This window comes from Microbulbifer regidiadema (SeqCode) (assembly GCF_052467605.1).
In genome coordinates this window covers 2,546,850-2,573,802 of sequence record NZ_CP174316.1, presented here as the reverse complement: position 1 = coordinate 2,573,802, position 26,953 = coordinate 2,546,850, and the positions used below count along the sequence as shown (strand labels likewise).

Genomic DNA, 26,953 nt, shown 5'->3' with positions numbered 1-26,953 from the left:
GGGTGTTGGAATCGGTCAGATTTTGCGCGCAACTTATCAGTTTGCGTAAAAAGTGCAACCGGGTGCGCTTGCGATAGGCGGATGTACTCGCATGTGGCTGACGTCGAATGTGATCTGTGCTTAACTGCGACGCTATCTAGTACAAGAACGATAAGACGAATAAAAATGGATCAGGATTCCCCGGTATTGTTTTCCCGGCGCGGCGCCCTGGCGATCGCGACCCTAAATCTCCCCAAGGCGCTCAACGCGTTAAATTCCTCCATGATCGATCTGCTGTCGGCACAGTTGGGCCTGTGGGCTGAGGACCGTGAAGTGGCGGCAGTCTGGATCGATGGCAGCGGCGACAAGGCCCTCTGTGCCGGCGGCGATGTGGTTGCACTGTATCGGGAGTCCGCCGCCTACGGAGAGACCCCGGACTACAGCTATACCAGCGATTTCTTCTCCCGCGAGTATCGCCTGGACTACCAGATACACACTTACACCAAGCCGATTGTGGTGTGGGGAGGCGGCTTCGTGATGGGGGGCGGTATCGGCATTATGGCGGGAGCCAGCCACCGAATTGTGACTGAAACCACGCGTATGGCAATGCCGGAGATCACCATTGGCCTGTTTCCCGATGTGGGGGGCAGCTGGTTCCTGAACCGTATGCCCGGACGTCTGGGGCTCTTCCTGGGGCTGACCGGTGCGCAGTTTAATGGCGCTGACGCCCTGTTTGCCGGTATGGCGGACCGCATTATCGGCCAAGCGCAGCGCGAAACCGTCTTGTCGGCACTGGCGGCGCTCAGCTTCGGCGAAAGTGAGGGCGCCAATCACCAATTAATTAGTAACTGCCTTAAATCTATGGAGCTGCCAGCTCTGGAGCGCCCCGAGTCCCCCCTGCGGGAGCACTATGAGCAGATCCAGCAGCTCACGGATTTTGCCACCCTGCCGGAAGTGTGTGCGGCTATCACAGCTTATGGTGGCGAGGATAAGTGGTTGCAGCGTGCAGCTGCTACTTTGGCGGGCGGTTCTCCACTGACGCCGTGGGTTGTGTGGGAGCAATTACAGCGGGCTCGACATTTGTCTCTGGCGGATATCTATCGTATGGAGCTGGCACTCGCGGTAAACCTCTGTGCCAGCGGCCACTTCAAGGAAGGGGTGCGCGCACTGTTAATCGATAAAGATCGCAAACCCAAGTGGCAGCCGGACAATTTAGAGCAAATTACCCCGGAGCAGCTGGAAAGCTGTTTTGTCGGGCCCTGGAACAGTGAGCACCCGCTGGCCGACTTGTAGAGGTTGTATTTACCGAGCGCCCCGGGGGTTAAATACCGGAGCTACCAACAAACAAAATAGGAAGTGGCTTTTATGGAAAAAATAGCCTTTTTTGGTCTGGGTAATATGGGTGGCCCCATGGCTGCCAACCTGGCGAAGGCCGGCTACACCGTGGCGGCATTCGATTTGAGCCCTGCGGCTCTGGAGCAGGCCCAGCGGGACGGCTGCCAGCCCTGTGACAGCGCCGAGCAAGCGATTGAAGGGGCGGATATGGTTATTTCCATGCTGCCCAGCGGCGATGCGGTTAAGGGTCTCTACTTGGGGGAGGCGGGACTGTTGCGGCAACTCCCGTCCAGTACCCTGATTATCGATTGCTCGACCATCTCCGCAGAGGACGCCAGCCTGCTCGGCCACACCGCTGCGGAGTTGGGCCTGCGCGCCATAGACGCCCCGGTATCCGGCGGTACGGCAGCGGCACAGGCGGGTAGGCTCTGCTTTATGTGTGGCGGGGATAAAGCGGCATTCGATGCGGCGCAGGGCCCACTACAGGTGATGGGCGGCAAAATATTCCATGCCGGTGCCGCCGGCGCTGGGCAGGTGGCAAAGATCTGCAATAACCTATTGCTCGCCATCCATATGACCGGTACCGCTGAGGCCCTGCAACTCGGGGTAGATCAGGGCCTGGATGCGGGGGTGCTCAGCGAGATTATGTGTGAAAGTTCCGGCAATAACTGGTCTCTGGCTAACTACAACCCCTACCCGGGCACTATGGAGTGTGTGCCTTCGGCCAAGGGTTATGCCGGTGGTTTCAGTGTGGCACTGATGCTCAAAGATTTGGGGTTGGCGATGGATGCGGCCTCCACCAGCGCATCGTCAACCCCCATGGGGGCGCTGGCAAAAAACCTTTACCAACTGCACGGCGCCAGTGAGGAAAACCGGCAGTTGGACTTCTCCAGTATTCAGAATATGTTCCGTCGCCCGGCGGGCAGGCAGGCCTAGAGGGGGATTACACCACAGTGGGCCCTGGCCTGCTGTGGTGTAACTTTGGCCACTTTTTTGTTTGCAAGGCTGTCGCCTAAAGGAAAAATTTGTACTGGTTCGCAAATTGGTAAATTGGTGCCAGCTAGTACTGGCCGCTCGGTTCCCTCGGGCGGCGAGAGTCGCTATCTTCCCCGCCCCTTTCCGGATATGCCCCCTTGAGCGGTGCAATCGCTGTACTTTGACATGGTGCCAATGGATTTTTTTCCAGGTAATTCGGCAGCTTGATTTGGATCAAGCTGTCTCAAGTAGCCTGCGGTTAACCTGTCTGCGACTTGTGATTGTGCCTGGAGGGGGGCCTTCCTGAGTCGGGAAAAATGCCTAATCGCTTTATGGAGAAGTTAATGAACCGTCTAACTGCTTTTGCGACAGTCGCCTTGACCGCCGCAATTTCTGCACCCGCACTGGCTTATGAAGAGGGCAGTTTTATTCTGCGCGGTGGTATCGCCACGGTAGCACCCGATACGGATTCCAGCGTTCTTTCCCTGAATGGGACCGGCATCAGCCAAACCGGTGTTGATGTTGATAACGGTTCCGCACTGGGCCTGACTGGCGTCTACATGTTCCGCGAGCACTGGGGTGTGGAACTGGTTGCGGCAACGCCATTTAGCCACGATATCGAAGTGGTTGGCGAGGGCCTGGGCAGCTTTAACCTGGGTGAAACCAAGCACCTGCCGCCGACCCTGTTAGTACAGTGGTACCCGATGGAAGCGCAGTCCAATATTCAGCCGTACGTGGGCCTGGGTGTGAACTACACCGCTTTCTTCGATGAAGAAATCAGCAGCACTGCCGATGCCGCTTTCGCAAGCCTCGGCGCCACCGGTGATGCAGAGCTGTCCCTGGACAATTCATTTGGCCTGGCCGCAGAGGCCGGTATCGATTTTACCTTCGGTGCCGATCAACGCTGGCTGTTCAATATGTCGGTGTTCTGGATGGACATCGAAACCGACGCCACCGTCAAAGTGCCTGGCCTGGGTGAAGTGACTGCCAATGTGGATATCGATCCGCTGGTTTATATGGCTGGTCTGGGCTACCGCTTCTAAAAGGTAGCAATAAATAGGTCTGGGGTAGAGCAGTCACTGTGGTTTTCTGGTCGAAGACCCGGTGGCTGCTTTTTTGTTTGTGTCGGCTTTCCAAGCAAACTACCGAACGAGGTGTGAATGAATATGAAGCAAGAGATTAAAAGCCCCGTGGGAGGCTTGTCTGAAGAACTCTTATCCCGCTACAGCGGACCCTGCCCGCGCTACACCTCGTATCCTACCGCCGATCGTTTTCACGCTTTAAATGGCATTGAGCCCTGGGCTGCACTGCAAGATATTCACAGCCTGTCCCTCTATGTCCACATCCCCTTTTGTCGCTCCCTTTGCTACTTCTGCGCCTGCAATAAAGTTATCACGCACCAGTATGGCCTGGCGTCCAGTTACCTGGACCACCTGTTGCAGGAGGCGCAGTGGTACCGGGATAAAGTGGCTGATGTGCCCGTTACCCAGTTGCACCTGGGGGGTGGCACGCCGACTTTCCTGAGCGATAGCGATATGCGTCGCCTGATGGAAGGCCTGGCCGAAGTGTTTGATTTGCGCCCGGGGGATGGGGTGGAATACAGTATTGAAGCCGACCCCCGCACCCTGGAATTAGAGACTCTGGATACATTGCGGGAATTGGGCTTTAACCGTTTGAGCCTGGGGGTGCAGGATTTTGATATCGACGTGCAGCGCTCCATTAACCGTATTTGCAGTGCCGACCAAGTCACTGAGCTGACCGTAGCGGCGCGCGAGCGCGGTTTTGAATCTATTTCCTATGATTTGATTTACGGATTGCCCAAGCAGGGCCTCGACAGCTTGCACCGCACCTTGGATAAGGTACTGGAGTTGCAACCGGATCGTATTGCCCTCTATCACTATGCACACCTGCCCCATCGATTTAAGGCCCAGCGCCTGATTGATACCGATCTGATCCCCTCTGCCGCAGAGAAAGTGGCGATGCAACTGGCCGCTGTAGAGCACCTGGGTCGGGCGGGGTACGAATTTTTGGGGATGGACCACTTTGCCCGCCCTGGGGATGAGCTGGCTAAGGCCGCACACGCCGGTATGTTACAGCGCAATTTCCAGGGCTACACCCTGATGCCGGCCGATGCTCTGGTCGGCTTGGGGGCATCGGCAATCAGCTACAGCCGCGATGGCTACTGGCAAAATTTACACCGTCTAAAGGAATATACTCAGGCAATTGGCGAGGGCAAATCAGCCGCCTGCCGAGGCTGGTTAATGGATGATGAAGATCGTTTGCGCCAGTGGATTATTAGTGAATTGATGTGCCGCTTAAGTCTGGATAAAGAGCTTGTTGAGCAGCGCATCGGCGTCCCCTTTGAGGAATATTTTTCCGAAGAGTTACTGCGCTTACAGCCTATGTTTGACGATGGTCTAATTTATCAGGATAAGCAAAATATTATTGTTACTGAAGAGGGGCGCTGGTTTGTGCGGAATGTTGCCGCTGCATTCGATAGCTATTTGCACAGTCAGCAAACCGATGCGAAATATTCGCGAGTTCTATAGCTGCCGGTAGGAGACGAATGCGTCGACAGCCGTTACAATTGCGGCAAATTAATTTTCCGACCGGTTTAGTATGATGGATTCCTCGGCAGCGGTTAGTTGTGGCAACTGTTCAGTCAGACGTTTATGTTTGCCTGCGGGTTTGTGTCAGCCTGATATTGATCGGCTAGAGCAGATCACTCGTCGAAAAAAAATAGTCAAAGCGGGGGAGACTCTCTATAGAGCGGGTGACCCATTTGCCAATCTTTATGCCATTCGTTCAGGCAGCTTCAAGACGGTGGTGATTGCGGCTGATGGTGATACCCAGGTGACCCACTTTGCTTTACCTGGTGAAATACTTGGGCTGGATGCCTACAGTACCCGGGTGCACCCGAGCTACGCCGAGGCACTGGAAGACAGCAGTGTTTGTCTACTGCCGTTTACCCAACTGGAAATTTTGGCTCAGCAGGTCACTGCACTACAGCAGCAGATTTACAGTATTTTTTCCGAGGAACTGCGCCAGGAAAATGATATTTTAATGCTGTTGGGTAAGCGCTCTGCGGATACCCGCCTGGCGGCACTTCTGATCAATATTTCCAGCCGCTATGCACGCCGCGGATACTCTCACAGTGCTTTTGTGTTATCGATGCCGCGCACCGACATCGCCAATTATCTGGGCTTGACCGCAGAAACCGTCAGTCGGCTTTTCTCGCGTTTTCAGCGCGAGAAATTAATTAAGGTCAGTGGACGATCCGTTGAAATTATCAACTTGATAGAACTCAGTGAGCTTGCGGGTACTCACTGCGGTTATGATGAAGATTAAATCTAGACGCCAATAACCGCTGATGCAGTGTCCTGGCAGTAAAGCCAGGACACCCTCTATTTTATTCGGCTGCGCTAACGGTCTCGATTGCTGAAATGACCTCTGCCCATTTCGCTTTGTCCGCTGCAGAAATATAACTCGCCTTAAAACTGTTAAGGGCTAGTTGTTTGGCCTGCTCTTGAGTCATGCCCAGGCTTTCGCTGAGGGCCAAATAATTTTTATTAACATAGCCGCCAAAGTAAGCGGGATCATCGGCATTGACAGTAACGCACAGGCCCCGCTCGAGCAGCGAGAGAATTGGGTGTTGACTCATATCGTCGTAAACACACAGTGCGGTATTGGATAGGGGGCAAACGGTCAGGGGGATATTTTCTATCTTCAGGCGCTCAATCAGTGCCTCATCCTCAACGCAGCGAACACCGTGATCAATACGGCTGACATTCAGTAAATCGAGAGCCTCTACGATATATTCGGCAGGTCCCTCTTCGCCGGCATGGGCCACTCTTTCCAGTCCCAGTTCTTCGGCCATAGCAAAAACTTTTTGAAATTTGCTCGGCGGGTGTCCCAGCTCGGAGGAATCCAGTCCAACCCCTTTAATCAAGTTTAGATAGGGCTGTGCCGCTTCCAGTGTGGCGATGGCTTCCTCTTCACTCAGGTGGCGCAGGAAACACAAAATTAGATGGCTGCTGATGCCCCATTCATTTTCTGCATCGCGCAGTGCGCTATTAATACCATTAATAACGACTCCGATATCAATGCCTCTGTCCGTATGGGTTTGAGGATCAAAGAATATCTCGGTGTGGACAACATTATCCTCACGGCAGCGTTTGAGGTAAGCCATAGTCAGGTCATAAAAATCCCGCTCGTGGATCAGGACCGATGCACCCTGGTAATAAATATCGAGAAATGACTGTAAGTTATGAAACTTATACGCCGCTCTGATTTCCTCGATACTGGAAAAGGGGATTTCAATATTGTTGCGCTTGCTCAACTCGAACATTAACTCCGGTTCGAGGGAGCCCTCGATATGGAGATGAAGCTCAGCTTTTGGCAGTGCCTGCAAAAAGTTCAAATCGGCAATGGACATAGAAATACCTTATTACGGGGCTATCTTTAAACAGAAGTGAGCGAGAGCTTAAGCGCTACTCGCACACTGGTATGGTCACCGGGTGGTGAATGGGTCGCTATGGTATCAGGTTACGCTTCCGGAGAATAAAGCGGGCGGAGCCTATCATGTAGGGTTTTCTGACTTGGAAGTCTATGTGCGGCCCTTGCTACAAAGCGGGCCTGTTGCTTTGCAGCTTAAAATTACACTGGTGGGTTTACTTTTTGTTGTTCGTAGGTATACTGCACTGGCTAGTTTACATTTTGATCTTGTAATGATTGGTACTGAGGAGAGCGCAATGAGTAAGGTGGCCCTGATTACTGGAACTTCTACTGGATTGGGACAGAGTTTGGCACTGGAAATGGCGAGGCAGGGATTTAGGGTTTATGCCACCATGAGAGATCTCTCCAAGGCCGCGCAGCTGACAAGTACCGCTCCCGCAGAGGGCGCTCTTGAGGTGATGAAGCTGGATGTCACAGACCCGGAGAGTATCCAGCATTGCGTAGATACCGTTATCCGCGATGCGGGGCGCATCGATATTCTTATCAATAATGCCGGTGCAGGCTTTGTAAAAACCACTGAGCATGCAAGTGAAGAGGAAATGCGTTGGGTGACCGAGGTCAACTACCTCGGTGTGGTTCGCTGTACCAAAGCGGTTCTCCCCCATATGCGCAAGGCCCGCAGCGGTCATGTTGTCAATATTTCATCGGTGGGGGGGCTGGTGGGGCAGCCATTTAATGAGCTGTACTGTGCGGCCAAATTTGCCGTAGAGGGCTATACAGAAGCCCTGGCCAGCTATGTGACACCGGCATTTAATATTAACTTTACCGCAGTCGAGCCCGGCGGTATTCACTCTGAGTTTGCCAATAACTTGCTTTCGCAGCTGGAGCAGAGTCAAGGGTACCCCGAAGATGAATACCAGTCGGTATTCAATCACTATATTGGCGGTATGCGTTCGCGCAGCCCGGAGCAAACGGCTGAAATATATCAAACCTCTGATCAGGTAGCCGCCGTGGTTTTACAGGTTGTACAGGCCGAAGAGCCCCCGGTTCGAATCAGAACCTCCCCCTGGGCCAATGAGTTGTGTCACTTTAAGACCGGCTTGGATCAGGACGGCAAAAAACAGCAAAAAATGGTTATCGAGGCCTTTTTGCCGACGATTTAGCACTTTGCTCAATTAGCGGATAAAGATTTCCCTTTATTTTGAAGTCTAACTTCAAGTTAGAGGTTTTTAGGTATAGGGCGACCTACTGGGCGCTGAGCGGGTTACCGGACGTCATTGTAGGGTGAACCCGCTTGCGGCAGTTGGTCACGAAAGGGGAGGGGAGTTACCCGTTTTGTGCCCGGGCTAATAGTACAATAGGCAAAAGGTTTCCCGGTTGCCTCACTATGACCCAGTTATCTGTGCCGGTAAGCTGTAGTAATTGCTCTGTCAGGCGCCTGTGTTTGCCAGCCGGGCTGCTACAGGCCGATATTGATCGACTTGAGCGTATTACCCGCAGAAAGAAAATGATTAATGCGGGGGAGGTTTTATACCGTGCGGGAGATCCATTCCAAAACCTCTACGCGATCCGCTCCGGGTGTATCAAAACGGTGATTATTGCCGCAGATGGGGATACCCAGGTAACGCATTTTGCTCTTCCCGGTGAGCTGCTGGGGCTCGATGCCTATAGCAGTCGGATGCATCCCAGCTATGCGGAGGCACTGGAAGATAGCAGCGTGTGCCTTCTTCCGTTTGATCAGCTGGAAAACCTCGCTCAGGAAATTCCGGCACTACAACAGCAGATCTACAGTATTTTTTCCGAGGAACTGCGCCAGGAGAATGAAATACTGATGCTGCTGGGTAAGCGTTCAGCGGATGCGCGTCTTGCTGCGCTGCTGATGAATATTTCCAGTCGATACGCCTGTCGCGGCTACTCCCCCCGTGAGTTTGTGCTTTCCATGCCGAGAATGGATATTGCTAACTATCTCGGATTGACGGCAGAAACAGTCAGTCGCTTATTTTCCCGCTTTCAGCGAGAGGGGCTGATAAGAGTTAGTGGTCGCACAGTTGAAATTCTCAACCTGCCGGCATTAGGTAATTTGGCCGGCGCTCACTGTGTTTATAAGGGGGAGCAGTAGGATCTGTAGTTGAGCATTCATCTTTGTTGATTTTTCACTGGCTGGATAATAACTGGCTGGTCATAGCCACCTTTCCAGTATGGCACCAGGACGTGTTAAAGAATAAAAAATGAGAGGAAAGGAAGTATGCCTGTTAGAGCGCTTGAATTAATTAAGATTTTCGCGGCGGAAGAAACACAGATCGGTGCAGCCCCAGACTTGATTATTTCTGCTCACTGCGCGGCGACCAAACAGATTTTTTCACCCCAAGAGACACGGAGAAGGCAACCTCTTTTTCTTTTCCCCGCACGGATGTTCCCTGGCTGCCCCAATCTTTTATGGCAAAAGGGGAGGGGAAACCGGTGATATCGGCAGATTTATTGATGATTCGCAGCAGGGCAAAGATGGATAATTCCATACCTGGTAGAGGTTCTTAATATTCTGCATAGAAACAACTTACACTATGAAAATATTTGCCGCTCTTTCTGCCGCATTGAGGTGAGTTTTAGTAATCTTCTTATCGGTACGCTATCCAGGGATAGCAAAGTTCATAGGCCAACCATCTAGTCGGTATTTTTTAAAGATTTTAGTTGGGTTGGCCGTAAAAACTAAGGTGGTGTCTTTTGGATGTTCAATATGAACGCATTGCCACTATTGGTCATCATCTGTTGCCTGATCAAGATATTTTTTATTGAATCCTGCTACTGTAAAGCCTAATAGCTGCTTTAAATTTCTTTTCTAATGACTTCTTATGGTTGTCACACTTCCGACATATTTATATGGCTTATTTCCATAGATTCCCAAATCTATGTTTTTTCGCCCAGTGCCCAGCTTCCAAATTTTTCTCTTCGTGACGCATAGCAAAAAAATACCGAATACCTATTGAGTGTGAATATCTAGTCATTGTAGCCTGTTGGTACGATGGTTTTGCTTGGAGGGGCTCCCTCCTCCTGTTGAACTCGATTTTAGATGGATAGATAGGTGCCATATGCCTGTTCGTGAACTTGATTTAGTCAAAATTTTTGCGCCGGAAGGGACTAATGTAGGAGATGCGCCAGAGCTGGTCATCTCTGCCCACGGTGCCGCCACCAAGCAGATGTTTTATAACAAGGGCCACGGTGGAGATAATTTGCTTTTCTTTGCGCCCCACGGCTATACCCTGGAAGACCCGGGCCTACAGGATGTGGTCGATGGAAAGGCAAAAGTTCACGAGCATATTGCCAAGGGCAAGATGGGGCGCAACTATACCCTGAGCAAGTTCCAGGGCTACCATGGCACTACTGCGGGACAAATTTTTGGCCGTCTATCCCGCCCTTTCGTTGCCGATGACGAGAGTTACGCTCAAATTCAACAAGTTGTGGATAATGCTCACAACCACAATATAAAAGCCATTCGCAATCAGGCGAGATTGCAGCAATATGATTTGAATGATCCATTTCAAAAATCTATGTACGATGCAAAGGTTGGCGCTTCGCTCTATACAACAAAGATGGAGGCTAACTTTTTGACGATTCGCAATAGATTTGGCAAAAGTAATCCAACGCTGGTGGATGTGCTGAATATTTTGCACCGAAATGGGCTGCACTATGACAATATCTACTGCTCTTTCTGTCGCAATGAGCTAACCGCAGGTAATATCTTTATGGGAACTCCTTCCTGGGACAGTAAGCGTCGGAAGGCGAATATTTAGAAAATAACTATCGGATCAGGTTGGGTATAAAAAAAAGGGGGGCGTAAACGCCCCCTTAATCCACTACTTATCAGGAGTGTGTGGAGAAAGCTAATTCCTTTTCAGATTCCCTGTGACCAATATCCCTCTTCCTTGTTTCCTGTAGCCAATCCATGGCCTCTTGTTGCTGTTTGAAATGGCGGACAGTGCCGCTGACAAACCAGCTCCCGACTTTTGTGGCTATTTGCTGCCACTCCTCATCCCCAAGTACCGCAATTTGCGAGAACTCGTTGCCGTGCTTTAAAGCCAGCTTGAATTCGTCCCAGATTGCGTGCATCCCCCAGCCCTCAAAATCCCGGAGATCAATCAGTAATTGGACCTGGGTTTTTTTTACCCCTTGCAGAGCGTATTCCAATAGGGGGGTTATATGCTCATAGTCCCTATGGGTTAATTCTCCGATGGCCTTTATATACAGGAAAAAATCGTCGTTTATACGTTCCATGCCAATGGATATGCCGTGGCGTTTAAGCTGCATTACCATTTCCTCCCTGAGGTTAATCTATCTATGCTAATGCCTGTGCGGGCATCTGAGGTTGGGTCAGATTTTCGTACAGCGATTCATAGATTTTTCTGGTTGCTCTATCGAAATACTTGCAGCTTAATTCGCTGACCTGTTTTTGGATATAGATCCAGTCCGTAGTCCCCAGGTATTGCTCAATCTGCGGAAATATCGCTTCGTTTTCCAGCTCCATATGCTTGTACTGCAATCTGAGGTAGGTGTTGCAGGCTTCCTGCAATACTTTCCGCTCAACCGTGGCATCATTGGCAATGGCATAAAAGAGAGCGCACATATGTTTTGTAGCTGCGGCTATACTTTCATGTTGCATTTGTGCTTCGTAAATTGACTCTCTATCGTGGATCGGCTTGGTCAATAACCGAGAAAATATTAAATCTTCAACCGGGTGATGATATCGGTCCGGATATGCCGATAGGTAATCCAGAGTATCCAAAATTAACGATAGAGTGCTCGGATCGCGGTCGCCACAGTCAAAAAGGTCCAGTAGTAACTGCTCAAAGGTGTTGAGCAGCTCTTGCATCTGTTTATGGTCACAGCACAGTTGTCGGTAGATGGCGTTCATCCCAGACCTCCGCGATTTGTCGATGGCCTATTGTTGCCATTTGGGCCAGGGCAAAGTTGATTTGGATCAAGTGAGGGAGACTTAGTGGTACTATAGGTAGAATTTCCCGCTACCGAGCTGGGGGGAGAGTAATTCTCTGGTGGTTGAAATATTAATCATCTGTGTAAATCCCGCTTGCATGTAATATGCGCGGGTAAATTTGATCGCTAGTTAGGCCGGCCTATCTTCACTTTTTCCGCTTAAGTTTTTGAAGTAGTTTTCCAGGTTTTTTCTTCTAGCGCTATTGGCGATATTTTTCTGCAAGCTTAGGCGAGGGGTTACCCGTTACTTTTTATTTATCGGTATTCGAGGGTTGTTACGGGTTATTTTCACGGGGTGTAACTGTGGGTAGGTTATATGCGTACCCAGGGTGTCGAGGTCGCGGTTGAGTATACAAGCCCGATATTTCGTTTGGCAGTTCACAGAGATTTTATCGACAATAATGACTTGGATATGCGTTTGGAGTCGATATCGATTACAGCCTGAGCGAGTCCTATAGTGTCGTGCTGAAAATACCTCCTCCGTTGAGGTTCTGGGAAGGCTTTGCAGTTTCGCCCCGGCCTTTGGTGAATAGGGGTATCCCATCACAAGCTCCTCGGGCCAGCCTGCCCAATTGAACACTTGTGACTATGATTTCCCCCTTTATACTTCGCGCCCTTTGAGCAGTCTTCAAGGATGTAAGGAGAAGATAATGAAGTTCAATTTCAAAGCGCTGGCCGCAGTTGCCGCTCTGTTGGGTTCCGCTACCGTTCAGGCGCAAGGTGCCTATGTCGGTGGGGTTTTCGGCATTATGGATGTCGATGCCCCGGGCAATAGCCCTTTTAATGCGGGCGTTCGCGCCGGTTATACCTGGGATTCTGGCTGGGGGATAGAGGTAGAAGCTACCGATTCTGTTATTGAAGGTGAGTACGACTATTACTGGAGTGACTATGACTACTCCCTGGCAACCCAGGCAATTTATGCCACTTATCGTCGCAACCAGCGGGACTTTTATCTCAAAGGTCGTGTCGGCTACCTCCGCGAGGAGTTGAGCGTCGATAACTGGCAGGCTCAAGAGTCTGATACAGGCTTATCTGCCGGATTTGGGATAGGCTTTAACTTGACTGATAAGGCGGTTATGGAGCTGGATTACACCCTTATTGAGGCCGATGTGAACTATTGGTCTGGTTCTGTAGTGTATAAATTCTAACCGTTTTGGGGGGAGGTTGGGATGCTTCTAGCGGGCCTTCCCCATTTGCGCATTCATACTGCCCTTGGTGTACAATGCGCGCCTTTCTAAAATGCCCAGGATGCATTGAGCAGTAGGGCCTCCCGCACTGGGAGTCTTTGGTCCTACTCATCAGTCTGGGCGCTGTGGTATCGAGTTTCACAAGCCTCTACTCAAGCCCGCTTTACCGAGGGAACACCATGTTTGATTCATCTGTCACTTTAGCTTCTTACGACCCGGAAATTTGGGAAGCCATCCAGGAGGAGGACTCTCGTCAGGAAGACCATATCGAGTTAATTGCCTCTGAGAACTACACCAGCCCTATGGTGATGGAAGCTCAGGGCAGCAGCCTGACTAACAAGTATGCCGAAGGTTACCCGGGCAAGCGTTACTACGGCGGCTGTGAATATGTGGACAAAGTGGAAACCCTGGCCATTGAGCGTGCCAAGGCGCTGTTTGGCGCGGACTACGCCAATGTGCAGCCGCACTCTGGATCGCAGGCCAATGCTGCAGTTTACCAGGCGCTCTGTGCCCCCGGTGACACGGTACTGGGCATGAGCCTGGCCCACGGCGGCCACCTGACTCACGGTGCCCGCGTTAACTTCTCCGGCAAGATCTACAACGCAGTACAGTACGGCCTGAACCCGGAAACCGGCGAAGTGGATTACGAGGAAGTTGAGCGCCTGGCGCTTGAACACAAGCCGAAGATGATCGTAGCGGGTTTCTCTGCCTACAGCCGCGTGATGGACTGGGCGCGCTTCCGCGATATCGCCGACAAAGTGGGTGCCTACCTGTTTGTGGATATGGCGCACATCGCCGGTTTGGTTGCCGCCGGTGAGTACCCCTCCCCGATCTCCTATGCGGACGTTGTTACTTCCACAACGCACAAAACCCTGCGCGGCCCGCGCGGCGGCATTATCCTGGCACGCGCCAACGAAGAGATTGAGAAGAAGCTCAATTCCGCCGTATTCCCCGGTGGTCAGGGCGGCCCGCTGATGCACGTTATCGCGGCGAAGGCCGTCTCTTTCAAAGAGGCCATGAGCCCGGAATATAAGGCCTACCAGAAGAAGGTAGTGGAAAATGCCCGCGCAATGGCGGAGACCTTCCTCGATCGCGGTATCAATATCGTATCCGGCGGTACCGATGATCACCTGATGCTGGTTGACCTGATTGGCAAAGAGTACACCGGTAAAGATGCCGATGAAGCTCTGGGTAACGCCAATATCACCGTTAACAAGAATGCGGTACCCAACGACCCGCGCTCTCCTTTTATCACCAGCGGCCTGCGTGTCGGCACCCCGGCAATTACCACGCGCGGCTTTGGTGTAAAGGAAACCCAGCAGCTCACTCACTGGATCTGTGACGTATTGGATGCGCTGGAGAAAGGTGATGTCGAGGCAACGATCGCCGATGTGAAACAAAAAGTGCAGGCTATCTGCGCAGAGTTTCCCGTATATAAAAAAGGCTGATCAGCACTGCTGACAGAAAAGCGGCTCAACGAGCCGCTTTTTTTATGTGCCCGGTTTTAATGGCCGCTGCGCAGTGTGTGCTGCGCTCACACTGCGCAGCGGCTGTGGTAAACTGCGGCCCATTTTCCATTCCGGGGATAATCCCACATGCACTGTCCGTTCTGCAGCGCAGAAGAAACAAAAGTAGTCGATTCCCGATTGGTGGCTGAAGGCGACCAAGTGCGCCGCCGGCGCGAGTGCCTGGAGTGCCACGAGAGGTTTACCACATTTGAAACTGCGGAGCTGCTGCTGCCGCGAGTAATTAAACAAAACGGCCAGCGTGAGCCGTTTAATGAAGACAAGCTGCGCGCGGGTATTCAGCGCGCCGTGGAGAAACGCCCGGTGAGTATTGAGCGGGTGGAGTCGGCGGTATCTCAGATTAAACACGCCCTACAGGCGACTGGTGAGCGCGAACTGCCGGCGCGGGCTATCGGTGAATTGGTGATGGAACAGCTGCGCGAACTGGACCAGATAGCCTATGTGCGCTTTGCTTCTGTCTATCGCCGTTTCGAGGATGTCAGCGAGTTTAGAGAAGAGATTGAACGCCTGACCAGTAAGGGATCGAATCCAGAATGAGTCAAACTGCTGTACACAGTGCGGAAGCACTGATGGCCCGCGCTATCCAGCTGGCGGAGCGCGGCCTCTACACGACTATGCCGAACCCGCGTGTGGGCTGTGTGATTGCCGATGGGCAAGGCAATGTGCTCGGTGAGGGCTGGCACCGGCGGGCCGGTGAACCCCACGCTGAGATCGAGGCCCTGCGCGATGCTGGCGATAGGGCCCGGGGCGCCACTGCCTATGTCACCCTGGAGCCCTGTAGCCATACCGGTCGCACCGGTCCCTGTGCCGAGGCGCTGGTCAAAGCCGGCGTAGCCCGGGTGATTTACGGCATGCAGGACCCGAACCCGAGTGTCAGTGGTGCCGGGCTGCAAATATTGCGCGATGCCGGGATCGAGGTGCAAGGCCCGCTCCTGGAGGAGAAGTGCCGCGCTCTAAACCCCGGCTTTATCAAGCGTATGACTCTGGGGCTGCCCCTGGTGCGCAGCAAATCTGCCATGAGCCTCGATGGGCGCACCGCTATGGCCAGTGGGGAATCCAAGTGGGTGTCGGGCCCCGCCGCGCGCGCCGATGTACAGCGCCTGCGCGCCCGTAGCTGTGCGGTGATTACCGGCGTCGAAACTGTGCGTTTTGACAACCCCAATCTCAATGTGCGCGCCGATGAAATGGCGCTGGAAATGCTGGCCGCAGAGCGGGCTGCCGAAGTGCAGCCGCTGCGGGTGATCGTCGACAGTCAGCTGCGCACCCCGGCGAGAGCCTTTATTTTGCAGGGGGATGCCCCCACATTGGTGTGCACGACAGAGCGCGCCGAGGCCGAGCGCCGCGAGCGTATCGAGAAAACCGGTGCGGAAGTTGTGGTGCTACCCCAGGACAAAGAGGGCCGCGTAGACCTGCTCGCCCTACTCGAGGAGCTGGCGCGGCGTCAGTGCAATGAGGTTTTGGTGGAGAGCGGCGCGACCCTCTCCGGTGAGTTCCTCTACCGTGGCCATGTCGATGAAATCATTGTCTATATGGCGCCGAAACTGCTGGGTAGCAGCGGACGGCCCCTGTTTGAACTGCCGATCGAGCGTATGGGCTCGATGCTGCCGATTACGATTACCGATATGCGCGCGGTCGGTCACGACTGGCGCATTACTGCAACAACCGATATCGAGCGCTGATGTTTACCGGAATTATTGAAGCCGTAGGCGAGATCGCCGAGCTAAAACCCCAGGGCGGTGACCTGCGCGTGCGCGTGCGCAGCGGCAAGCTGGACCTGGGCGATGTGCAACTGGGAGACAGTATCGCCACCAATGGTGTCTGCCTCACGGTGGTGGACCTGCCCGGTGACGGTTATTGGGCCGATGTGTCTGCGGAAACCCTGGATGTGACGACTGTGGGGCGCTGGAAAAAAGGCGACCGGGCTAATCTGGAAAAAGCACTGACACCTCAGACCCGCCTGGGTGGGCATATTGTCAGCGGCCATGTGGATGGTATTGGCGAGGTAGTATGGCGCAAGTCCGAGGCCCGCGCCGAGCGCTTCCGCCTGCGCTCGCCGGAAAACCTGGCTCGCTATATTGCCCATAAAGGGTCTATTACCGTCGACGGCACCAGCCTCACGGTCAATGCTGTGGATGGGGCCGAGTTTGAACTCACCATAGTGCCGCACACCTTGCAGGAAACGATTATGACCGGTTATAGCGCCGGTACCCGGGTCAACCTGGAGGTGGACCTGATTGCGCGCTACTTGGAGCGGCTACTCCTCGGCGATGAGGCGGCCAAGCCCAGTAGTGGGGGTATGACCCTCGAATTTTTGGCCCAGAACGGGTTTTACAAGCGCTAACGACAGGCCGTGCACTACGGCGATAACAGCAGCGATAGCCGCTCAATTTGCAATTGATAAATTTATCCAGAGTTAACCATGGAACTAAATACGGTTGAAGAACTGATCGACGATATCCGCCAGGGCAAAATGGTAATCCTGATGGATGATGAAGATCGCGAGAACGAGGGCGACCTGGTGATGGCGGCGGAACAGATTCGCGCCGAAGACATCAACTTTATGGCCACCCATGCGCGCGGCTTGATTTGCATGCCCATGTCCAAAGCGCGCTGTGAACAGTTGGACCTGCCGCTGATGTCGCGGGACAACGGCGCCCAGTTCAGCACTAACTTCACTGTATCCATTGAGGCGGCAGAGGGCGTGACCACGGGTATTTCCGCCGCCGATCGCGCGCGCACCGTTCGCGCCGCTGTGGCCAGAAATGCCAAGCCCAGCGATATTGTGCAGCCCGGCCATATCTTTCCGATTATGGCCCAGCCCGGTGGCGTATTGAGCCGCGCCGGCCACACCGAAGCGGGTTGCGACCTGGCCCGCCTGGCGGGTTTTGAGGCGGCTGCGGTGATCGTTGAGATCATGAATGAAGACGGCACCATGTCCCGCCGCCCGGACCTGGAAAAGTTCGCCAAGGAGCACAACCTGAAGATCGGCACTATCGCCGACCTGATTACCTATCGCGCCCTGAACGAGAAAACCGTCGAGTGCGTCAATGAGCGCAAGGTGAGCACTGAGTTCGGCGAGTTCAAGCTGCGCACTTATCTCGATAAGGCTCGCCGCGAGCGCCACTTTGCCTTTGTCAAAGGCGATCCCACTCCAGAGGAGCCGACCCTGGTTCGCGTACATGTGGGCAACACTCTGCGCGATGTACTCACCATTCGCCGCGGCGATGAAAAATACACACCCTGGACCTTCCGCCACGCCATGCAGCGTATCGAAAAAGAGGGCAAGGGGGTTGTGGTGCTAATCTGCCACAACGAGACCACCGAAGAGATCGAGGAGAGTATCGACTGGCTGATCAGCGGCAAGCAACAGCGCCCCAGCCAGGACCTGGTGTACAAGCAGGTGGGTACCGGTTCGCAAATACTGCGGGATCTCAAGGTGCGCAAAATGCGCCTGATGAGCGCACCGTTCAAGTTCAGTGCTATTTCCGGGTTTGACCTGGAAGTAGAGGAATACCTGAACGTCGAAGCGCCGCAGCTCTAATAGAAGCGCTGCTGCTCGAAGAGAAGAGTAACAACACTAGAGCCTCTGCCCCTGGGAGCGGAGGTTATGGATAAGAAATACGGATTGAAAATTATGAGCAATATTCAAGTGATCGAAGGGGACTTTGTCGGCAGTACGGGCAAATACGCACTGCTGGTGAGCCGCTGGAACAGCTTTGTGGTTGAGAGCCTAAAGGACGGCGCCCTGGACACTCTGCGCCGCAAGGGGATCAAGGATGAAGATATCACTATCTACTACGCGCCGGGCGCGTTTGAATTCCCCCTGGCCGCGCAAAAGCTGGCTGAAACCAAGAAGTTTGATGCCATTATTGCCCTGGGCGCGGTTATCCGTGGCGGCACCCCGCACTTTGAATATGTGGCTGGCGAGTGCACCAAAGGCTTGGCCCAGGTATCCCTGAACACCGGCATCCCCGTTACCTTCGGTGTGTTGACCGTGGATTCCATTGAGCAGGCGATCGAGCGCTCTGGCACCAAGGCCGGCAACAAAGGTTGTGAAGCTGCCGAAACCGCCCTGGAAATGGTTTCTCTAATCGGCAAAATTTAATTGCCGGCGCGCCGGCCAAAGGGGTCGGCGCAGCCCATTCTGTGAAGTATCTACCGGAAAAAACAATGACCGTAACTGCATCCGCCCGCCGCAAGGCGCGTCACTACGCCATGCAGGCGCTCTACCAGTGGCAAATGGCCGGCGCCAGTCTCAATTCTATTGAGGCCGAGTTTCACGCCGATAACGATATGAGCAAAACCGACGTGGAATATTTTCGCGATATTTTCCACGGTGTCGCCAAAAACCTCGATGAGGTGGAGGGGGCTTACGCTTCGCACCTGGACCGCAAAGTGGAAGACCTGGACCCGGTATCCCGCGCGCTGCTGCGCCTGGCCACCTACGAGCTGAAGAACCGTATCGACGTGCCCTACAAGGTCGTGATCAATGAAGCGGTGGCACTGGCGAAGAAATTTGGCCCCACCGATGCCTTCAAGTTTATCAATGGCATTCTGGATAAGACGGCTGCGGAGCTGCGCTCGGCAGAGGTCGCCGCAGACAAGAAGGGCTGAGTCAGCAATTATGTCTAAAGCGCCGGGGGAGTTTGAAATCATCCGCGATTACTTCGCCCGCGCGCCCCAGGGCGAAGGTGTGGCCCTGGGGATCGGCGATGACTGTGCGCTGTTGCAGGCCCCAGCCAGCGGACAGCTGGCCACCTCTATGGATACCCTGGTGGCGGGCCGCCACTTCCCCGCAGATGCCGATCCACTGATGCTCGCCAGCCGTGCGCTGCGGGTGAATATCAGCGATCTGGCGGCAATGAATGCCCGCCCCCTCTGGTTTACCCTCGCCCTGACCTTACCCCACAGCGACTCTGCCTGGTTGCAGAAGTTTGCCTGCGGCCTGTTGGAAACCGCTGGCAAGTTTGGGCTTTCCCTGGTGGGCGGGGACACTACCGCTGGCCCCTTGTCCATTACGATTCAAGTGATCGGCCATACCGAAAAGCCCCTACGGCGCGATGGCGCCTCCGCCGGTGACGATATTTATGTGAGCGGTCCCCTCGGGGCCGCCGCAGCGGCTCTGCCGGTTATTTTGGCCGAGCGGAGTGTGAGTGAGGCGATTCGCAGAGAGGCGGAGCAGGCGTTCTACTTCCCCGAACCGCAGTTAGAGACGGCCGGTGCAATCGCCGCTATTGCCACCAGCGCACTGGATATTTCCGACGGCTTGCTGGGTGATCTGGGCCATATCTGCAAGGCGAGTGGTGTGGCCGCAGAGATCGAGCTGGAGGCCCTGCCCATTGCACCACTGGCCAGTCGGCTGGCCGCAGATAGCGCTGTCGAGCTGGCGGCCTGCGGCGGGGATGACTATCAACTCTGCTTTACCGCACCGGCGGCGGCCGCTGAACAGATTCGCCAGTTGGGTTTGACGCCCATTGGCAGGCTCGTCGAGGGAGAGCCGCAGGTGCGCTGCTCCTATCGCGGCAGACCCTGGATTGCCCAGTCACCGGGTTATCGGCACTTTTAGGGCGACGTTACCGCGCCTTTGTGAGAATTAAAACAATGAGCATTAATAACCCGACATTTTCCCAGCTGTTGCGCGACCCCAGTCTATTGCTGGCATTTGGATTCGGCTCCGGGCTGGCCCCCAAGGCCCCGGGCACTTTTGGCACTCTGGCCGCGATACCATTTTGGTGGTTGATGCAGGACTTGTCCCCGCTCTGGTATTTGGCCATTGTGTTAGTTACCGGTTTGCTGGGCTGTTATCTATGCGATACCGCAGCCAAGAAAATGGGGGTTCACGATCACGGCGGTATTGTTTGGGATGAGATGGTGGGTTACTGGCTCACCATGTTTATGGCCCCGGCGGGCTGGGCCTGGGCGCTGTACGGTTTTGTGCTCTTCCGCATATTTGATATTGTCAAGCCCGCTCCCATCGGCTGGGTTGATCGCAGAGTACAAGGTGGCGTTGGAATTATGCTCGACGATATACTGGCCGCCGTTTATGCGGCCCTGGTACTGCAATTAACCGCGTGGCTACTGGGGGCCTAGATTGATAGGGAAGATCAATGCGCCGTTATTTTTTACCTTTATTGAGTTTTTTCCTCGCCCTGAATGCCCATGCACAACAAGTGCAGTTGAAGGGCCTGTTTGGCGATAGCGCCATGTTGGAAATTGATGGTCGCCAGCGAATCCTCAAAGCCGGGCAGAAATCCCCCGAGGGCATCACCCTGCTGGAGGCGACCACGCGCTATGCGCGGATTAATGTGTCGGGGCGGGAACAAAAACTGACTCTGGATGCCCCGATCGCGACCAGTTTTGCCCAGGCGGCAAAAGCGGAAGTGCGGCTTTCCGCCGACAGCGGCGGGCATTACATGACAGATGCCTGGGTGAATGGCCTCAGAGTGCCGATGATGGTGGATACCGGTGCAACCAGTATTGCGTTCAACTACCCCACCGCTCGCCGCCTGGGTTTGAACCTGGATAATGCACAGGAAATACGGGTTTCCACCGCCAATGGCGTTACCAGGGCCTATCGAGTGCGCCTCAGTAGCGTCACTATTGGTGGAATCAAGCTTCACAATGTCGACGCGACAGTACACTCCGATGACTTTCCCAGCGTAGTGCTTCTCGGCAACAGTTTTCTCAGCCGGGTGGATATGGAACAGCAGGGCGGTGTGCTGCTACTGCGCGCCCGACACTGATTTAAAGAGGTATTAAGTTGACCATTCGTTTTGTGGAATCCTCAAAACTGCCCACCTCTTGGGGCATGTTTGAGATGCACGGTTTCGAGGAAGTGGAAACCGGAAAAGAGCATGTGGTGCTGACCATGGGTGACTTCGATACCGAAGAGCCCCTGCTGGCCCGTATTCACTCAGAGTGCCTGACCGGAGATGCGCTTTTCTCCCTGCGCTGTGACTGCGGTGCCCAGTTACAGCATGCGATGCACCGTATCGCGATGGAAGGCCGTGGAGCTATTTTCTATCTCCGCCAGGAGGGCCGTGGTATCGGCCTGTTAAACAAGATTCGCGCTTACCACTTGCAGGATTGCGGTGCGGATACGGTGGAAGCCAACGAGCAATTGGGCTTTGGTGCCGATATGCGGGATTACTCAATCCTGAAAGCGATGATCGAGCACCTGGGTATTCACGCTATCCGCCTGATGACCAATAACCCGCGCAAGGTAAAAGCGCTGGAGGACCTGGGTATTAATGTGACTGAGCGCCTGCCGCACCAGTCCGGACGCAACCCCCACAATGCCAAGTACTTGTCTACCAAGAAAGGTAAGTTGGGGCATTTGATTGAGCACGAGGACGAAGAGGGCGGAGAGGAGCAGTAGCTTTCACGCTCCCTCAGACACCCCAAGGAAAAAAGGCCGGAAAATCCGGCCTTTTTTAATGCTCTGCCAATTAATCTCTGCGGCGCGGCTGCACAAATACACTGGTAGTGCGTCCAGGCAGGGTAAAGGTGCCGCTGTCCCGGTCAAATTTTGCCCAGTGCAGGCGCGGGTCTACCGAGCGGCGCTGATGCGGGTGTTTGAACAAGTACTCACCACTGAGGTGCGAACTGCTGAATTCCACCGCTTCGTTATCGCCATTAAACAGCACCACAATACGCGCAAAGCGGGGATCGATACTGCCATCGACATCGGATAACTCCATCACAATCAATCCCGGAACCTGCTCGGGTCCGGTGTTGAGAAAGTTGAGGTGCGTCTCTACCGATGCCGCATCGGGTAGGCGAAACAGGGGGGAGCCATTGCGGATTGCCAGCTGTTCGCGAAACAGTGCGGAACTCCACTGGCGCTGGTGGTGCTCGGGGGCCAGCTCCGGATTTGCCAGTAGCGGTTGCATCAGGAGCCAGTTGTCCTCGTTTTTATCGGCGATCGGCAAGCCCGCCCCCCAGTTATCGGTGGCGAGGCTGAAGTCCAGTGCATTAAACCAGTCACCGGAGTTGTAGCTGTCCCGGTCCATCGATTTTGAGCGCAGGAAATCCTGGCCGGCGTGGATAAACGGCACGCCCTGGGCGAATAGCACCAGAGAGTTGCTGAATGCCTGGATACGCACCCGCTCGCCCAAGTCGGCGCTGGCACTGGCTTTGATCTGCACACCGTCGAACAGGGTCTCGTTATCGTGAGCGGCGATATAGTTGATAGATTCCTGCGGGTCGGCGGTATAGCCGCTGGGCTGGCCGTTATAGATCAGCTCGCTGCCGCTAATGATATTGCCGCTGGCATCTTCAAAAGGGTAGTCCGCCAGGTTGCCGGCCAGGGAAACGCGGACTTTATCGGCCAGGGTTAGCAGTGTGGCGCGCTCATCTTCCCCCTCAAACTTGCCGTTGCTGTCGGTGAACAGACCGGTACCAAAGCCCTGCTCCTCAAAACCGCCGAAGGGATTGCCGCCGCGCACCGAGTCGCGCAGGCGATCGTTAAAGGTGCCCACGCCACTGCCGGCCATATTGCCCTGGCGCGCCTGCACAAAGCGGGCATCGTCAGCCACCTCGCCAAAATTCCAGCCCTCGCCGTACAGGTAGATAGCACTGCCATCAACCCCATCGGCTGCTGGAGTCAGCGATTGCAGTGCCGCCTGGGCCTTGAGGATATTGTCGAGGCTGTGGTGCCCCATCAGATCGAAGCGGAAACTGTCCACCTTGTAGGCCCGGGCCCAGGTGAGCAGAGAGTCGATCATCAGCTTTTCCATCATGGCGTGTTCGCTGGCGGTATTGGCGCAGCAGCTGCTCATCTCCACACCGCCCTCCAGATTGCGGCGGTGGTAATAGCCGGGGACGATTTTGTCGAGTACGGAGTTGTCGTATTGGCCGTAGGAGCTGGTGTGGTTGTACACCACATCCATTACCAGGCGCAGGCCGGTGTGGGACAGTCCCTGCACCATTTGGCGGAATTCGCGAATGCGCGCAGTACCATCGGCAGCGCTGCTGTAGCTGCCCTCGGGTACTGTGTAGTGCAACGGGTCGTAGCCCCAGTTAAAGCCATCGCTATCGCGTACAGCGTCCACCTGGGCCTGCTGCTCGCTGCTATCCGGTGCATAGACAGAGAGGTCCGGGGTTTGCTGCTGCTGCGCTCGATCCTCATTGACCGTGGCAAAGTCAAAGGCCGGCAGCAGGTGGACGTGGGTGAGGCCGGCGCGGGCCAGTTTATGGAGGTGGCGCATGCCGTCGCTGTGCCGGCGGGTGAAAGCCTTGAAAGTGCCGCGCTCTGCCTCGGGTACAGTGCTATCGGCAATACTGAAATCGCGCACATGTAGCTCGTAGATGCTGATATCTTCCGGCTGGGTTAACTTGGGCTTGCGCAGCTGATCCCAGCCGTGCGGTTTCAGGTCGCGGTCATCCAGGTTGACGATCTGGCTCTTGCCGCTGTTGATGGAGAGGCTCAGGGAGTAGGGGTCGGTGACCAAGTTAGTTTCAATCTGGCGGCTAAAGTAGGAGTAGACCTCGACCTCGTACAGATAAAAGCGGCGGTCCCACTGGGTGTCGATATCGGCACGCCAAACGCCGCTAGAGTCGTCGCGCTGCATGGGTACTACCTGGTCGGCGCTATCGCTGCTGGAATCCGCAAACAGGTGCAGTTTTACCGCCCGTGCAGTGGGGGCCCAGAGATCGAACTGAATATTGTCCGCGCCGACCCGGGCGCCGAGTTCACCTGCGTAGTAGAAGTGGTCATCGAGGGCGCCTGCCATCTGCACACCGGTAGCGTCGATTAACTTGCCCTCGGCATCGTAAGCGGCGAGGGCGAGCTGTTGGCTGACCAGGTCGCTAATGGCCGCCGGCTGTGGCAGTTGCCAGGCGCTGAAGCTGGCCAGGTGCGGGAATTTTTGTTGGGCGCTGTCCGGTAGGCTGGTGAGCGCGGTGAGTTCGATGGCGCCATCGGAACGGATATCACCGTCCTCCAGTTTTAGCTCGGCACTGTCGCTGTAGTGCAGTTTAACCTTATCGCCCTCCTGGATATCCCAGGCAAAGCTGCTGGCATCCACCCAGTGGGCTTTATCGCTGCTCAGGTCACCCTTGGCGAAGCCGTCGCTGCTGACAGTGACTTCTTTACTATTCGAATCAAAAGCAAAGTAGATCTCGTCGTAGTCGGCGGTTACGGTAAAGCTGACATTGGCACCATTGTTGCCGTAGCTCTCCTCCCAGCCCTCGTGCAGGGCCACCTTAAATTCGTAGGCAGCGGCCGGCAGCGCTGAGGTGGTAAAGGTGTAGGTGCCGTCACCATCGGTATCCTGCATCCAGCTGCGCAGGCAACCGGGCTGCCAGTCCCCCGGGCAACCCAGCAGGGACTGGAAGTTGCCGGCCACAGTGGCGATCACGCTGTTGTGGTTGTCGCTGATCCAGTGGCTTTCATGGTCGTAGACAAACTTGACCTCGCGGGCTTCATCCAGGCTGAGGGAAATATTGGCGCCGTCGCGCTGGCCGCCCCAGCCATAGTTTTCATCCCAGCTGTTGTTGAGGGCAGCCTTGTACTCCCAGTGGCCGGCCGCTACCCAGAAGCTCCCCTGCCATTTGTCGTCGTCGCTGTCATAGCTGAGCTGGGTGGCGGCACAATCCGGTTGCCAGTCGCCGTCGCAGCCCAGTTGGCTTTGCAGGTTGCCGGGGATATTGACGACTGTGGGGTCGGGGGTATCGGAGGCCCAGCTGGGCGCCTGAATGGAGCAGAAGAGTGCGCCCAGAATCAGGGCCGCCCTTGTGCCGGGCCCGGTGAGTTGCTTAATTGGCATAGTTTTCCCCATTTGTTGTTTTTGCTTTGTGGTATTGGAAATATTTTGTGTGGATTTCTCTGGGGTATTGAAGCGCAGTCCTGTGGAGGTGGCCTCCTACCCCCGGGAGGAGGAGAGGAATGAATTGGGCGACAGTAGTGCTTTATCGAGGTGCGGGGAGCTGCGGACTGAGAGTCGAGAGAGGTGAGCCCCCGCAGTTATCGGCATTAGTCCGACGGTTTCCGGCGCTGCCGTTTTAGGGGCAAGTCTTTGGGCTTGCTCCAATCCCCTGGTAATGCTAATTTGCCACTACCCCGTAGCTAGTGCGGCGGCATCCACAATTCAATGACTGCGGAGGATAATTGATGATTGTTACCACCCTCCGTCGGGTCCAGTAGCAGCCCCGAGCTGCCCGCGCCCGACGACAGTTCCCAAACGTCGGGCTTTCCCTGAGAAAGCTCTGTTGACCGTGTTATCGCGGTCGCTTGGCGCTTTGTTGCGCCCAGAGGGTTTCAATCTTGAGTAAATCACATTTTACCCGTTGGTCTGTTAACAGATTCGGCACTAAATCCGCATCCAGTAAAGTTGAGCGGGAATCTTCTCCGCTACAAAAACTTGGCTGGAAGTCTTTTTTCCAACAACAGTTGACGCTCGAAGAATACGAGCAATGTGTGCCGCTGCGAGTTATGGCGGTACACCGCAGTCGCCTGGAACTGGCCGGCGAGCAGGGAGCTATATCCCTGCCTCTAACTGGAAGTCTTGTGGCTAGTTTGCCGGCGGTCGGAGATTGGTTGTTATTAGAAAAAGGCAGTGAATATTTCGTGCGCCTGTTGAGCCGTAGCAGCCGATTTGAGCGCATGGCGCCCGGTGCCCAGCAAGTGCAGATGATCGCTGCCAATATCGACAGCGTTTTTATTGTCTCCTCCCTGAATGACGACTTTAACCTCTCCCGTATTGAGCGCTATTTGGCCCTGGCGCGGGAGTCCGGTTGCCGCCCCCACCTGATATTGACTAAGGTCGACCTGTGTGACGACAGCGCCCCTTTCCTTCAGGCATTGCGCCCGTTTGGGGAATTACCGCTAGCCTTGTTAAACAGCCTGGATCGGGAAAGCGTGGTGCAGCTGCGCCAGTGGTGTTTACCTGGGGAAACTATCGCGCTGTTAGGTTCTTCTGGCGTGGGCAAATCCACTTTGTTAAATGCGCTGTCTGGCGAATCCCTGGCTGAGACCGGGACTATTCGTGAAGCTGATAGTAAAGGTCGCCACACTACACGCAAGCGCTCCCTGCACCCATTGAGTTGGGGGGCGCTGATACTCGATAGTCCCGGAATGCGGGAGCTGGGACTGGTAAATGTTGAAGATGGCGTGGCAGAGACCTTTTCCGATATTGAGGCTTTGGCCGGAGAGTGTCGCTTCTCTGATTGCCAGCACCAGTCAGAGCCAGGTTGTGGGGTACAAGAGGCAATAGCGGGCGGCTCGCTGGATGAGCGGCGTCTGCGCAATTGGCAAAAACTGCAACAGGAGATATGTCGTAACGGTCGAACCCTGGCGCAGAAACGCGCAGGGCAGAGAGCGCTATCCCAAATGTATCGATCTGTGCAAAACCAGGCGCGTAAGCGTAAATATTCAGAGGATTGATAGAACTGGCACCCGGGAGGTTTCCCGGGTGCTTCTCAATGAGTGGAAGAGTTTTAAAGTGGCAGCGCCCAAGGCGGGTGGCGTCTCCTATTGGCAAATTGTGTAAGGTTCCCACGCAGCAGCAA

Annotated in this window: 26 protein-coding genes; 21 read left to right on the top strand and 5 right to left on the bottom strand. The window is 54.7% G+C overall.

What is annotated here, in order from left to right:
* The first annotated feature begins 165 nt into the window (after positions 1 to 165).
* The 5 genes from ACJJIF_RS11870 to fnr (ACJJIF_RS11850) all read left to right on the top strand — a co-directional run bounded on the left by ACJJIF_RS11870 (position 166) and on the right by fnr (ACJJIF_RS11850) (position 5,637).
* Positions 166 to 1,272, top strand: a complete 1,107-nt coding sequence (locus ACJJIF_RS11870; RefSeq protein ID WP_444928561.1) for an enoyl-CoA hydratase/isomerase family protein — start codon at positions 166 to 168, stop codon at positions 1,270 to 1,272.
* A gap of 72 nt (positions 1,273 to 1,344) precedes the next feature.
* On the top strand, positions 1,345 to 2,250 hold the full coding sequence (mmsB, locus tag ACJJIF_RS11865; protein WP_444928560.1) for a 3-hydroxyisobutyrate dehydrogenase: 906 nt from the start codon (positions 1,345 to 1,347) through the stop codon (positions 2,248 to 2,250).
* Between the two features lie 383 nt (positions 2,251 to 2,633).
* Entirely contained in the window at positions 2,634 to 3,332 is a 699-nt protein-coding gene (locus ACJJIF_RS11860) for an OmpW/AlkL family protein (RefSeq protein WP_444928559.1), read from the top strand.
* 117 nt (positions 3,333 to 3,449) lie between these two features.
* The gene (gene hemN, locus ACJJIF_RS11855) at positions 3,450 to 4,838 is read left to right on the top strand and encodes an oxygen-independent coproporphyrinogen III oxidase (protein WP_444928558.1); all 1,389 of its coding nucleotides are present in this window, start codon (positions 3,450 to 3,452) and stop codon (positions 4,836 to 4,838) included.
* Positions 4,839 to 4,908: 70 nt separating this feature from the next.
* The gene (fnr, locus tag ACJJIF_RS11850; RefSeq protein ID WP_444928557.1) at positions 4,909 to 5,637 is read left to right on the top strand and encodes a fumarate/nitrate reduction transcriptional regulator Fnr; all 729 of its coding nucleotides are present in this window, start codon (positions 4,909 to 4,911) and stop codon (positions 5,635 to 5,637) included.
* 61 nt (positions 5,638 to 5,698) lie between these two features.
* Here the strand turns inward: fnr (ACJJIF_RS11850) and ACJJIF_RS11845 are convergent, their stop codons facing one another.
* A complete protein-coding gene (locus ACJJIF_RS11845; protein WP_444928556.1) occupies positions 5,699 to 6,724 on the bottom strand; it encodes an adenosine deaminase in 1,026 nt (341 codons plus the stop codon).
* 316 nt (positions 6,725 to 7,040) lie between these two features.
* Here ACJJIF_RS11845 and ACJJIF_RS11840 point away from each other — a divergent pair, with 316 nt between their 5' ends.
* Positions 7,041 to 7,907, top strand: a complete 867-nt coding sequence (locus tag ACJJIF_RS11840) for an SDR family oxidoreductase (protein WP_444928555.1) — start codon at positions 7,041 to 7,043, stop codon at positions 7,905 to 7,907.
* Between the two features lie 224 nt (positions 7,908 to 8,131).
* On the top strand, positions 8,132 to 8,863 hold the full coding sequence (gene fnr, locus ACJJIF_RS11835; RefSeq protein ID WP_444928554.1) for a fumarate/nitrate reduction transcriptional regulator Fnr: 732 nt from the start codon (positions 8,132 to 8,134) through the stop codon (positions 8,861 to 8,863).
* Positions 8,864 to 9,065: 202 nt separating this feature from the next.
* Here fnr (ACJJIF_RS11835) and ACJJIF_RS11830 read toward each other — a convergent pair whose 3' ends face one another.
* Positions 9,066 to 9,260, bottom strand: a complete 195-nt coding sequence (locus tag ACJJIF_RS11830; RefSeq protein ID WP_444928553.1) for a hypothetical protein — start codon at positions 9,258 to 9,260, stop codon at positions 9,066 to 9,068.
* A gap of 570 nt (positions 9,261 to 9,830) precedes the next feature.
* Between ACJJIF_RS11830 and ACJJIF_RS11825 the strand changes: the two genes are divergently transcribed.
* The gene (locus ACJJIF_RS11825) at positions 9,831 to 10,532 is read left to right on the top strand and encodes a putative adhesin (protein ID WP_444928552.1); all 702 of its coding nucleotides are present in this window, start codon (positions 9,831 to 9,833) and stop codon (positions 10,530 to 10,532) included.
* Between the two features lie 70 nt (positions 10,533 to 10,602).
* On the opposite strand, the gene ACJJIF_RS11820 is transcribed toward ACJJIF_RS11825, so the two are convergent.
* On the bottom strand, positions 10,603 to 11,046 hold the full coding sequence (locus ACJJIF_RS11820; RefSeq protein ID WP_444928551.1) for a SpoIIAA family protein: 444 nt from the start codon (positions 11,044 to 11,046) through the stop codon (positions 10,603 to 10,605).
* Between the two features lie 28 nt (positions 11,047 to 11,074).
* The gene (locus tag ACJJIF_RS11815; protein ID WP_444928550.1) at positions 11,075 to 11,650 is read right to left on the bottom strand and encodes a hemerythrin domain-containing protein; all 576 of its coding nucleotides are present in this window, start codon (positions 11,648 to 11,650) and stop codon (positions 11,075 to 11,077) included.
* A 730-nt stretch (positions 11,651 to 12,380) separates the two neighbouring features.
* Here ACJJIF_RS11815 and ACJJIF_RS11810 point away from each other — a divergent pair.
* From ACJJIF_RS11810 to ribA, 12 genes are all read left to right on the top strand, one after another.
* A complete protein-coding gene (locus ACJJIF_RS11810) occupies positions 12,381 to 12,878 on the top strand; it encodes an outer membrane beta-barrel protein (protein ID WP_444928549.1) in 498 nt (165 codons plus the stop codon).
* Positions 12,879 to 13,096: 218 nt separating this feature from the next.
* The gene (gene glyA, locus ACJJIF_RS11805) at positions 13,097 to 14,365 is read left to right on the top strand and encodes a serine hydroxymethyltransferase (protein ID WP_444928548.1); all 1,269 of its coding nucleotides are present in this window, start codon (positions 13,097 to 13,099) and stop codon (positions 14,363 to 14,365) included.
* 147 nt (positions 14,366 to 14,512) lie between these two features.
* On the top strand, positions 14,513 to 14,980 hold the full coding sequence (gene nrdR, locus ACJJIF_RS11800; protein ID WP_444928547.1) for a transcriptional regulator NrdR: 468 nt from the start codon (positions 14,513 to 14,515) through the stop codon (positions 14,978 to 14,980).
* A complete protein-coding gene (ribD, locus tag ACJJIF_RS11795) occupies positions 14,977 to 16,122 on the top strand; it encodes a bifunctional diaminohydroxyphosphoribosylaminopyrimidine deaminase/5-amino-6-(5-phosphoribosylamino)uracil reductase RibD (protein ID WP_444928546.1) in 1,146 nt (381 codons plus the stop codon). Before nrdR ends, ribD begins: the two co-directional genes overlap by 4 nt.
* The gene (locus ACJJIF_RS11790; protein WP_444928545.1) at positions 16,122 to 16,784 is read left to right on the top strand and encodes a riboflavin synthase; all 663 of its coding nucleotides are present in this window, start codon (positions 16,122 to 16,124) and stop codon (positions 16,782 to 16,784) included. Before ribD ends, ACJJIF_RS11790 begins: the two co-directional genes overlap by 1 nt.
* 78 nt (positions 16,785 to 16,862) lie before the next feature.
* On the top strand, positions 16,863 to 17,984 hold the full coding sequence (gene ribBA / locus ACJJIF_RS11785; RefSeq protein ID WP_444928544.1) for a bifunctional 3,4-dihydroxy-2-butanone-4-phosphate synthase/GTP cyclohydrolase II: 1,122 nt from the start codon (positions 16,863 to 16,865) through the stop codon (positions 17,982 to 17,984).
* 93 nt (positions 17,985 to 18,077) lie between these two features.
* Positions 18,078 to 18,548, top strand: coding sequence for a 6,7-dimethyl-8-ribityllumazine synthase (gene ribH, locus ACJJIF_RS11780; protein WP_444932346.1), 471 nt, complete (start codon positions 18,078 to 18,080; stop codon positions 18,546 to 18,548).
* A gap of 65 nt (positions 18,549 to 18,613) precedes the next feature.
* The gene (gene nusB / locus ACJJIF_RS11775; protein ID WP_444928543.1) at positions 18,614 to 19,057 is read left to right on the top strand and encodes a transcription antitermination factor NusB; all 444 of its coding nucleotides are present in this window, start codon (positions 18,614 to 18,616) and stop codon (positions 19,055 to 19,057) included.
* A 10-nt stretch (positions 19,058 to 19,067) separates the two neighbouring features.
* Positions 19,068 to 20,009 carry a thiamine-phosphate kinase gene (gene thiL / locus ACJJIF_RS11770; RefSeq protein WP_444928542.1) on the top strand — a complete coding sequence of 314 codons (942 nt, stop codon included), beginning with the start codon at positions 19,068 to 19,070 and terminating at the stop codon, positions 20,007 to 20,009.
* A 35-nt stretch (positions 20,010 to 20,044) separates the two neighbouring features.
* Positions 20,045 to 20,533 carry a phosphatidylglycerophosphatase A family protein gene (locus ACJJIF_RS11765; RefSeq protein ID WP_444928541.1) on the top strand — a complete coding sequence of 163 codons (489 nt, stop codon included), beginning with the start codon at positions 20,045 to 20,047 and terminating at the stop codon, positions 20,531 to 20,533.
* Between the two features lie 17 nt (positions 20,534 to 20,550).
* A complete protein-coding gene (locus tag ACJJIF_RS11760; protein ID WP_444928540.1) occupies positions 20,551 to 21,186 on the top strand; it encodes a retropepsin-like aspartic protease family protein in 636 nt (211 codons plus the stop codon).
* A gap of 17 nt (positions 21,187 to 21,203) precedes the next feature.
* Complete coding sequence (gene ribA, locus ACJJIF_RS11755) at positions 21,204 to 21,821, top strand: GTP cyclohydrolase II (protein ID WP_444928539.1); 618 nt, start codon at positions 21,204 to 21,206, stop codon at positions 21,819 to 21,821.
* A gap of 70 nt (positions 21,822 to 21,891) precedes the next feature.
* Here ribA and pulA read toward each other — a convergent pair whose 3' ends face one another.
* The gene (gene pulA, locus ACJJIF_RS11750; RefSeq protein WP_444928538.1) at positions 21,892 to 25,212 is read right to left on the bottom strand and encodes a pullulanase-type alpha-1,6-glucosidase; all 3,321 of its coding nucleotides are present in this window, start codon (positions 25,210 to 25,212) and stop codon (positions 21,892 to 21,894) included.
* Positions 25,213 to 25,709: 497 nt separating this feature from the next.
* Between pulA and rsgA the strand changes: the two genes are divergently transcribed.
* Positions 25,710 to 26,828, top strand: a complete 1,119-nt coding sequence (rsgA, locus tag ACJJIF_RS11745; RefSeq protein ID WP_444928537.1) for a ribosome small subunit-dependent GTPase A — start codon at positions 25,710 to 25,712, stop codon at positions 26,826 to 26,828.
* The last annotated feature ends 125 nt before the right edge of the window (positions 26,829 to 26,953 follow it).

Bases quoted from the DNA above. Each gene is read 5' to 3' on its own strand.
- ACJJIF_RS11820 (WP_444928551.1), bottom strand. From the start codon at position 11,046: ATGCAGCTTAAACGCCACGGCATATCCATTGGCATGGAACGTATAAAC.
- ACJJIF_RS11845 (WP_444928556.1), bottom strand. From the start codon at position 6,724: ATGTCCATTGCCGATTTGAACTTTTTGCAGGCACTGCCAAAAGCTGAG.
- pulA (WP_444928538.1), bottom strand. From the start codon at position 25,212: ATGCCAATTAAGCAACTCACCGGGCCCGGCACAAGGGCGGCCCTGATT.
- nusB (WP_444928543.1), top strand. From the start codon at position 18,614: ATGACCGTAACTGCATCCGCCCGCCGCAAGGCGCGTCACTACGCCATG.
- glyA (WP_444928548.1), top strand. From the start codon at position 13,097: ATGTTTGATTCATCTGTCACTTTAGCTTCTTACGACCCGGAAATTTGG.
- thiL (WP_444928542.1), top strand. From the start codon at position 19,068: ATGTCTAAAGCGCCGGGGGAGTTTGAAATCATCCGCGATTACTTCGCC.
- hemN (WP_444928558.1), top strand. From the start codon at position 3,450: ATGAATATGAAGCAAGAGATTAAAAGCCCCGTGGGAGGCTTGTCTGAA.
- ACJJIF_RS11870 (WP_444928561.1), top strand. From the start codon at position 166: ATGGATCAGGATTCCCCGGTATTGTTTTCCCGGCGCGGCGCCCTGGCG.
- fnr (WP_444928557.1), top strand. From the start codon at position 4,909: ATGATGGATTCCTCGGCAGCGGTTAGTTGTGGCAACTGTTCAGTCAGA.
- ACJJIF_RS11790 (WP_444928545.1), top strand. From the start codon at position 16,122: ATGTTTACCGGAATTATTGAAGCCGTAGGCGAGATCGCCGAGCTAAAA.
- ACJJIF_RS11830 (WP_444928553.1), bottom strand. From the start codon at position 9,260: ATGGAATTATCCATCTTTGCCCTGCTGCGAATCATCAATAAATCTGCC.
- ribH (WP_444932346.1), top strand. From the start codon at position 18,078: ATGAGCAATATTCAAGTGATCGAAGGGGACTTTGTCGGCAGTACGGGC.
- ACJJIF_RS11815 (WP_444928550.1), bottom strand. From the start codon at position 11,650: ATGAACGCCATCTACCGACAACTGTGCTGTGACCATAAACAGATGCAA.
- ACJJIF_RS11825 (WP_444928552.1), top strand. From the start codon at position 9,831: ATGCCTGTTCGTGAACTTGATTTAGTCAAAATTTTTGCGCCGGAAGGG.
- ACJJIF_RS11810 (WP_444928549.1), top strand. From the start codon at position 12,381: ATGAAGTTCAATTTCAAAGCGCTGGCCGCAGTTGCCGCTCTGTTGGGT.
- ACJJIF_RS11760 (WP_444928540.1), top strand. From the start codon at position 20,551: ATGCGCCGTTATTTTTTACCTTTATTGAGTTTTTTCCTCGCCCTGAAT.
- ribD (WP_444928546.1), top strand. From the start codon at position 14,977: ATGAGTCAAACTGCTGTACACAGTGCGGAAGCACTGATGGCCCGCGCT.
- nrdR (WP_444928547.1), top strand. From the start codon at position 14,513: ATGCACTGTCCGTTCTGCAGCGCAGAAGAAACAAAAGTAGTCGATTCC.
- ACJJIF_RS11860 (WP_444928559.1), top strand. From the start codon at position 2,634: ATGAACCGTCTAACTGCTTTTGCGACAGTCGCCTTGACCGCCGCAATT.
- mmsB (WP_444928560.1), top strand. From the start codon at position 1,345: ATGGAAAAAATAGCCTTTTTTGGTCTGGGTAATATGGGTGGCCCCATG.
- fnr (WP_444928554.1), top strand. From the start codon at position 8,132: ATGACCCAGTTATCTGTGCCGGTAAGCTGTAGTAATTGCTCTGTCAGG.
- ACJJIF_RS11840 (WP_444928555.1), top strand. From the start codon at position 7,041: ATGAGTAAGGTGGCCCTGATTACTGGAACTTCTACTGGATTGGGACAG.
- ribBA (WP_444928544.1), top strand. From the start codon at position 16,863: ATGGAACTAAATACGGTTGAAGAACTGATCGACGATATCCGCCAGGGC.
- ACJJIF_RS11765 (WP_444928541.1), top strand. From the start codon at position 20,045: ATGAGCATTAATAACCCGACATTTTCCCAGCTGTTGCGCGACCCCAGT.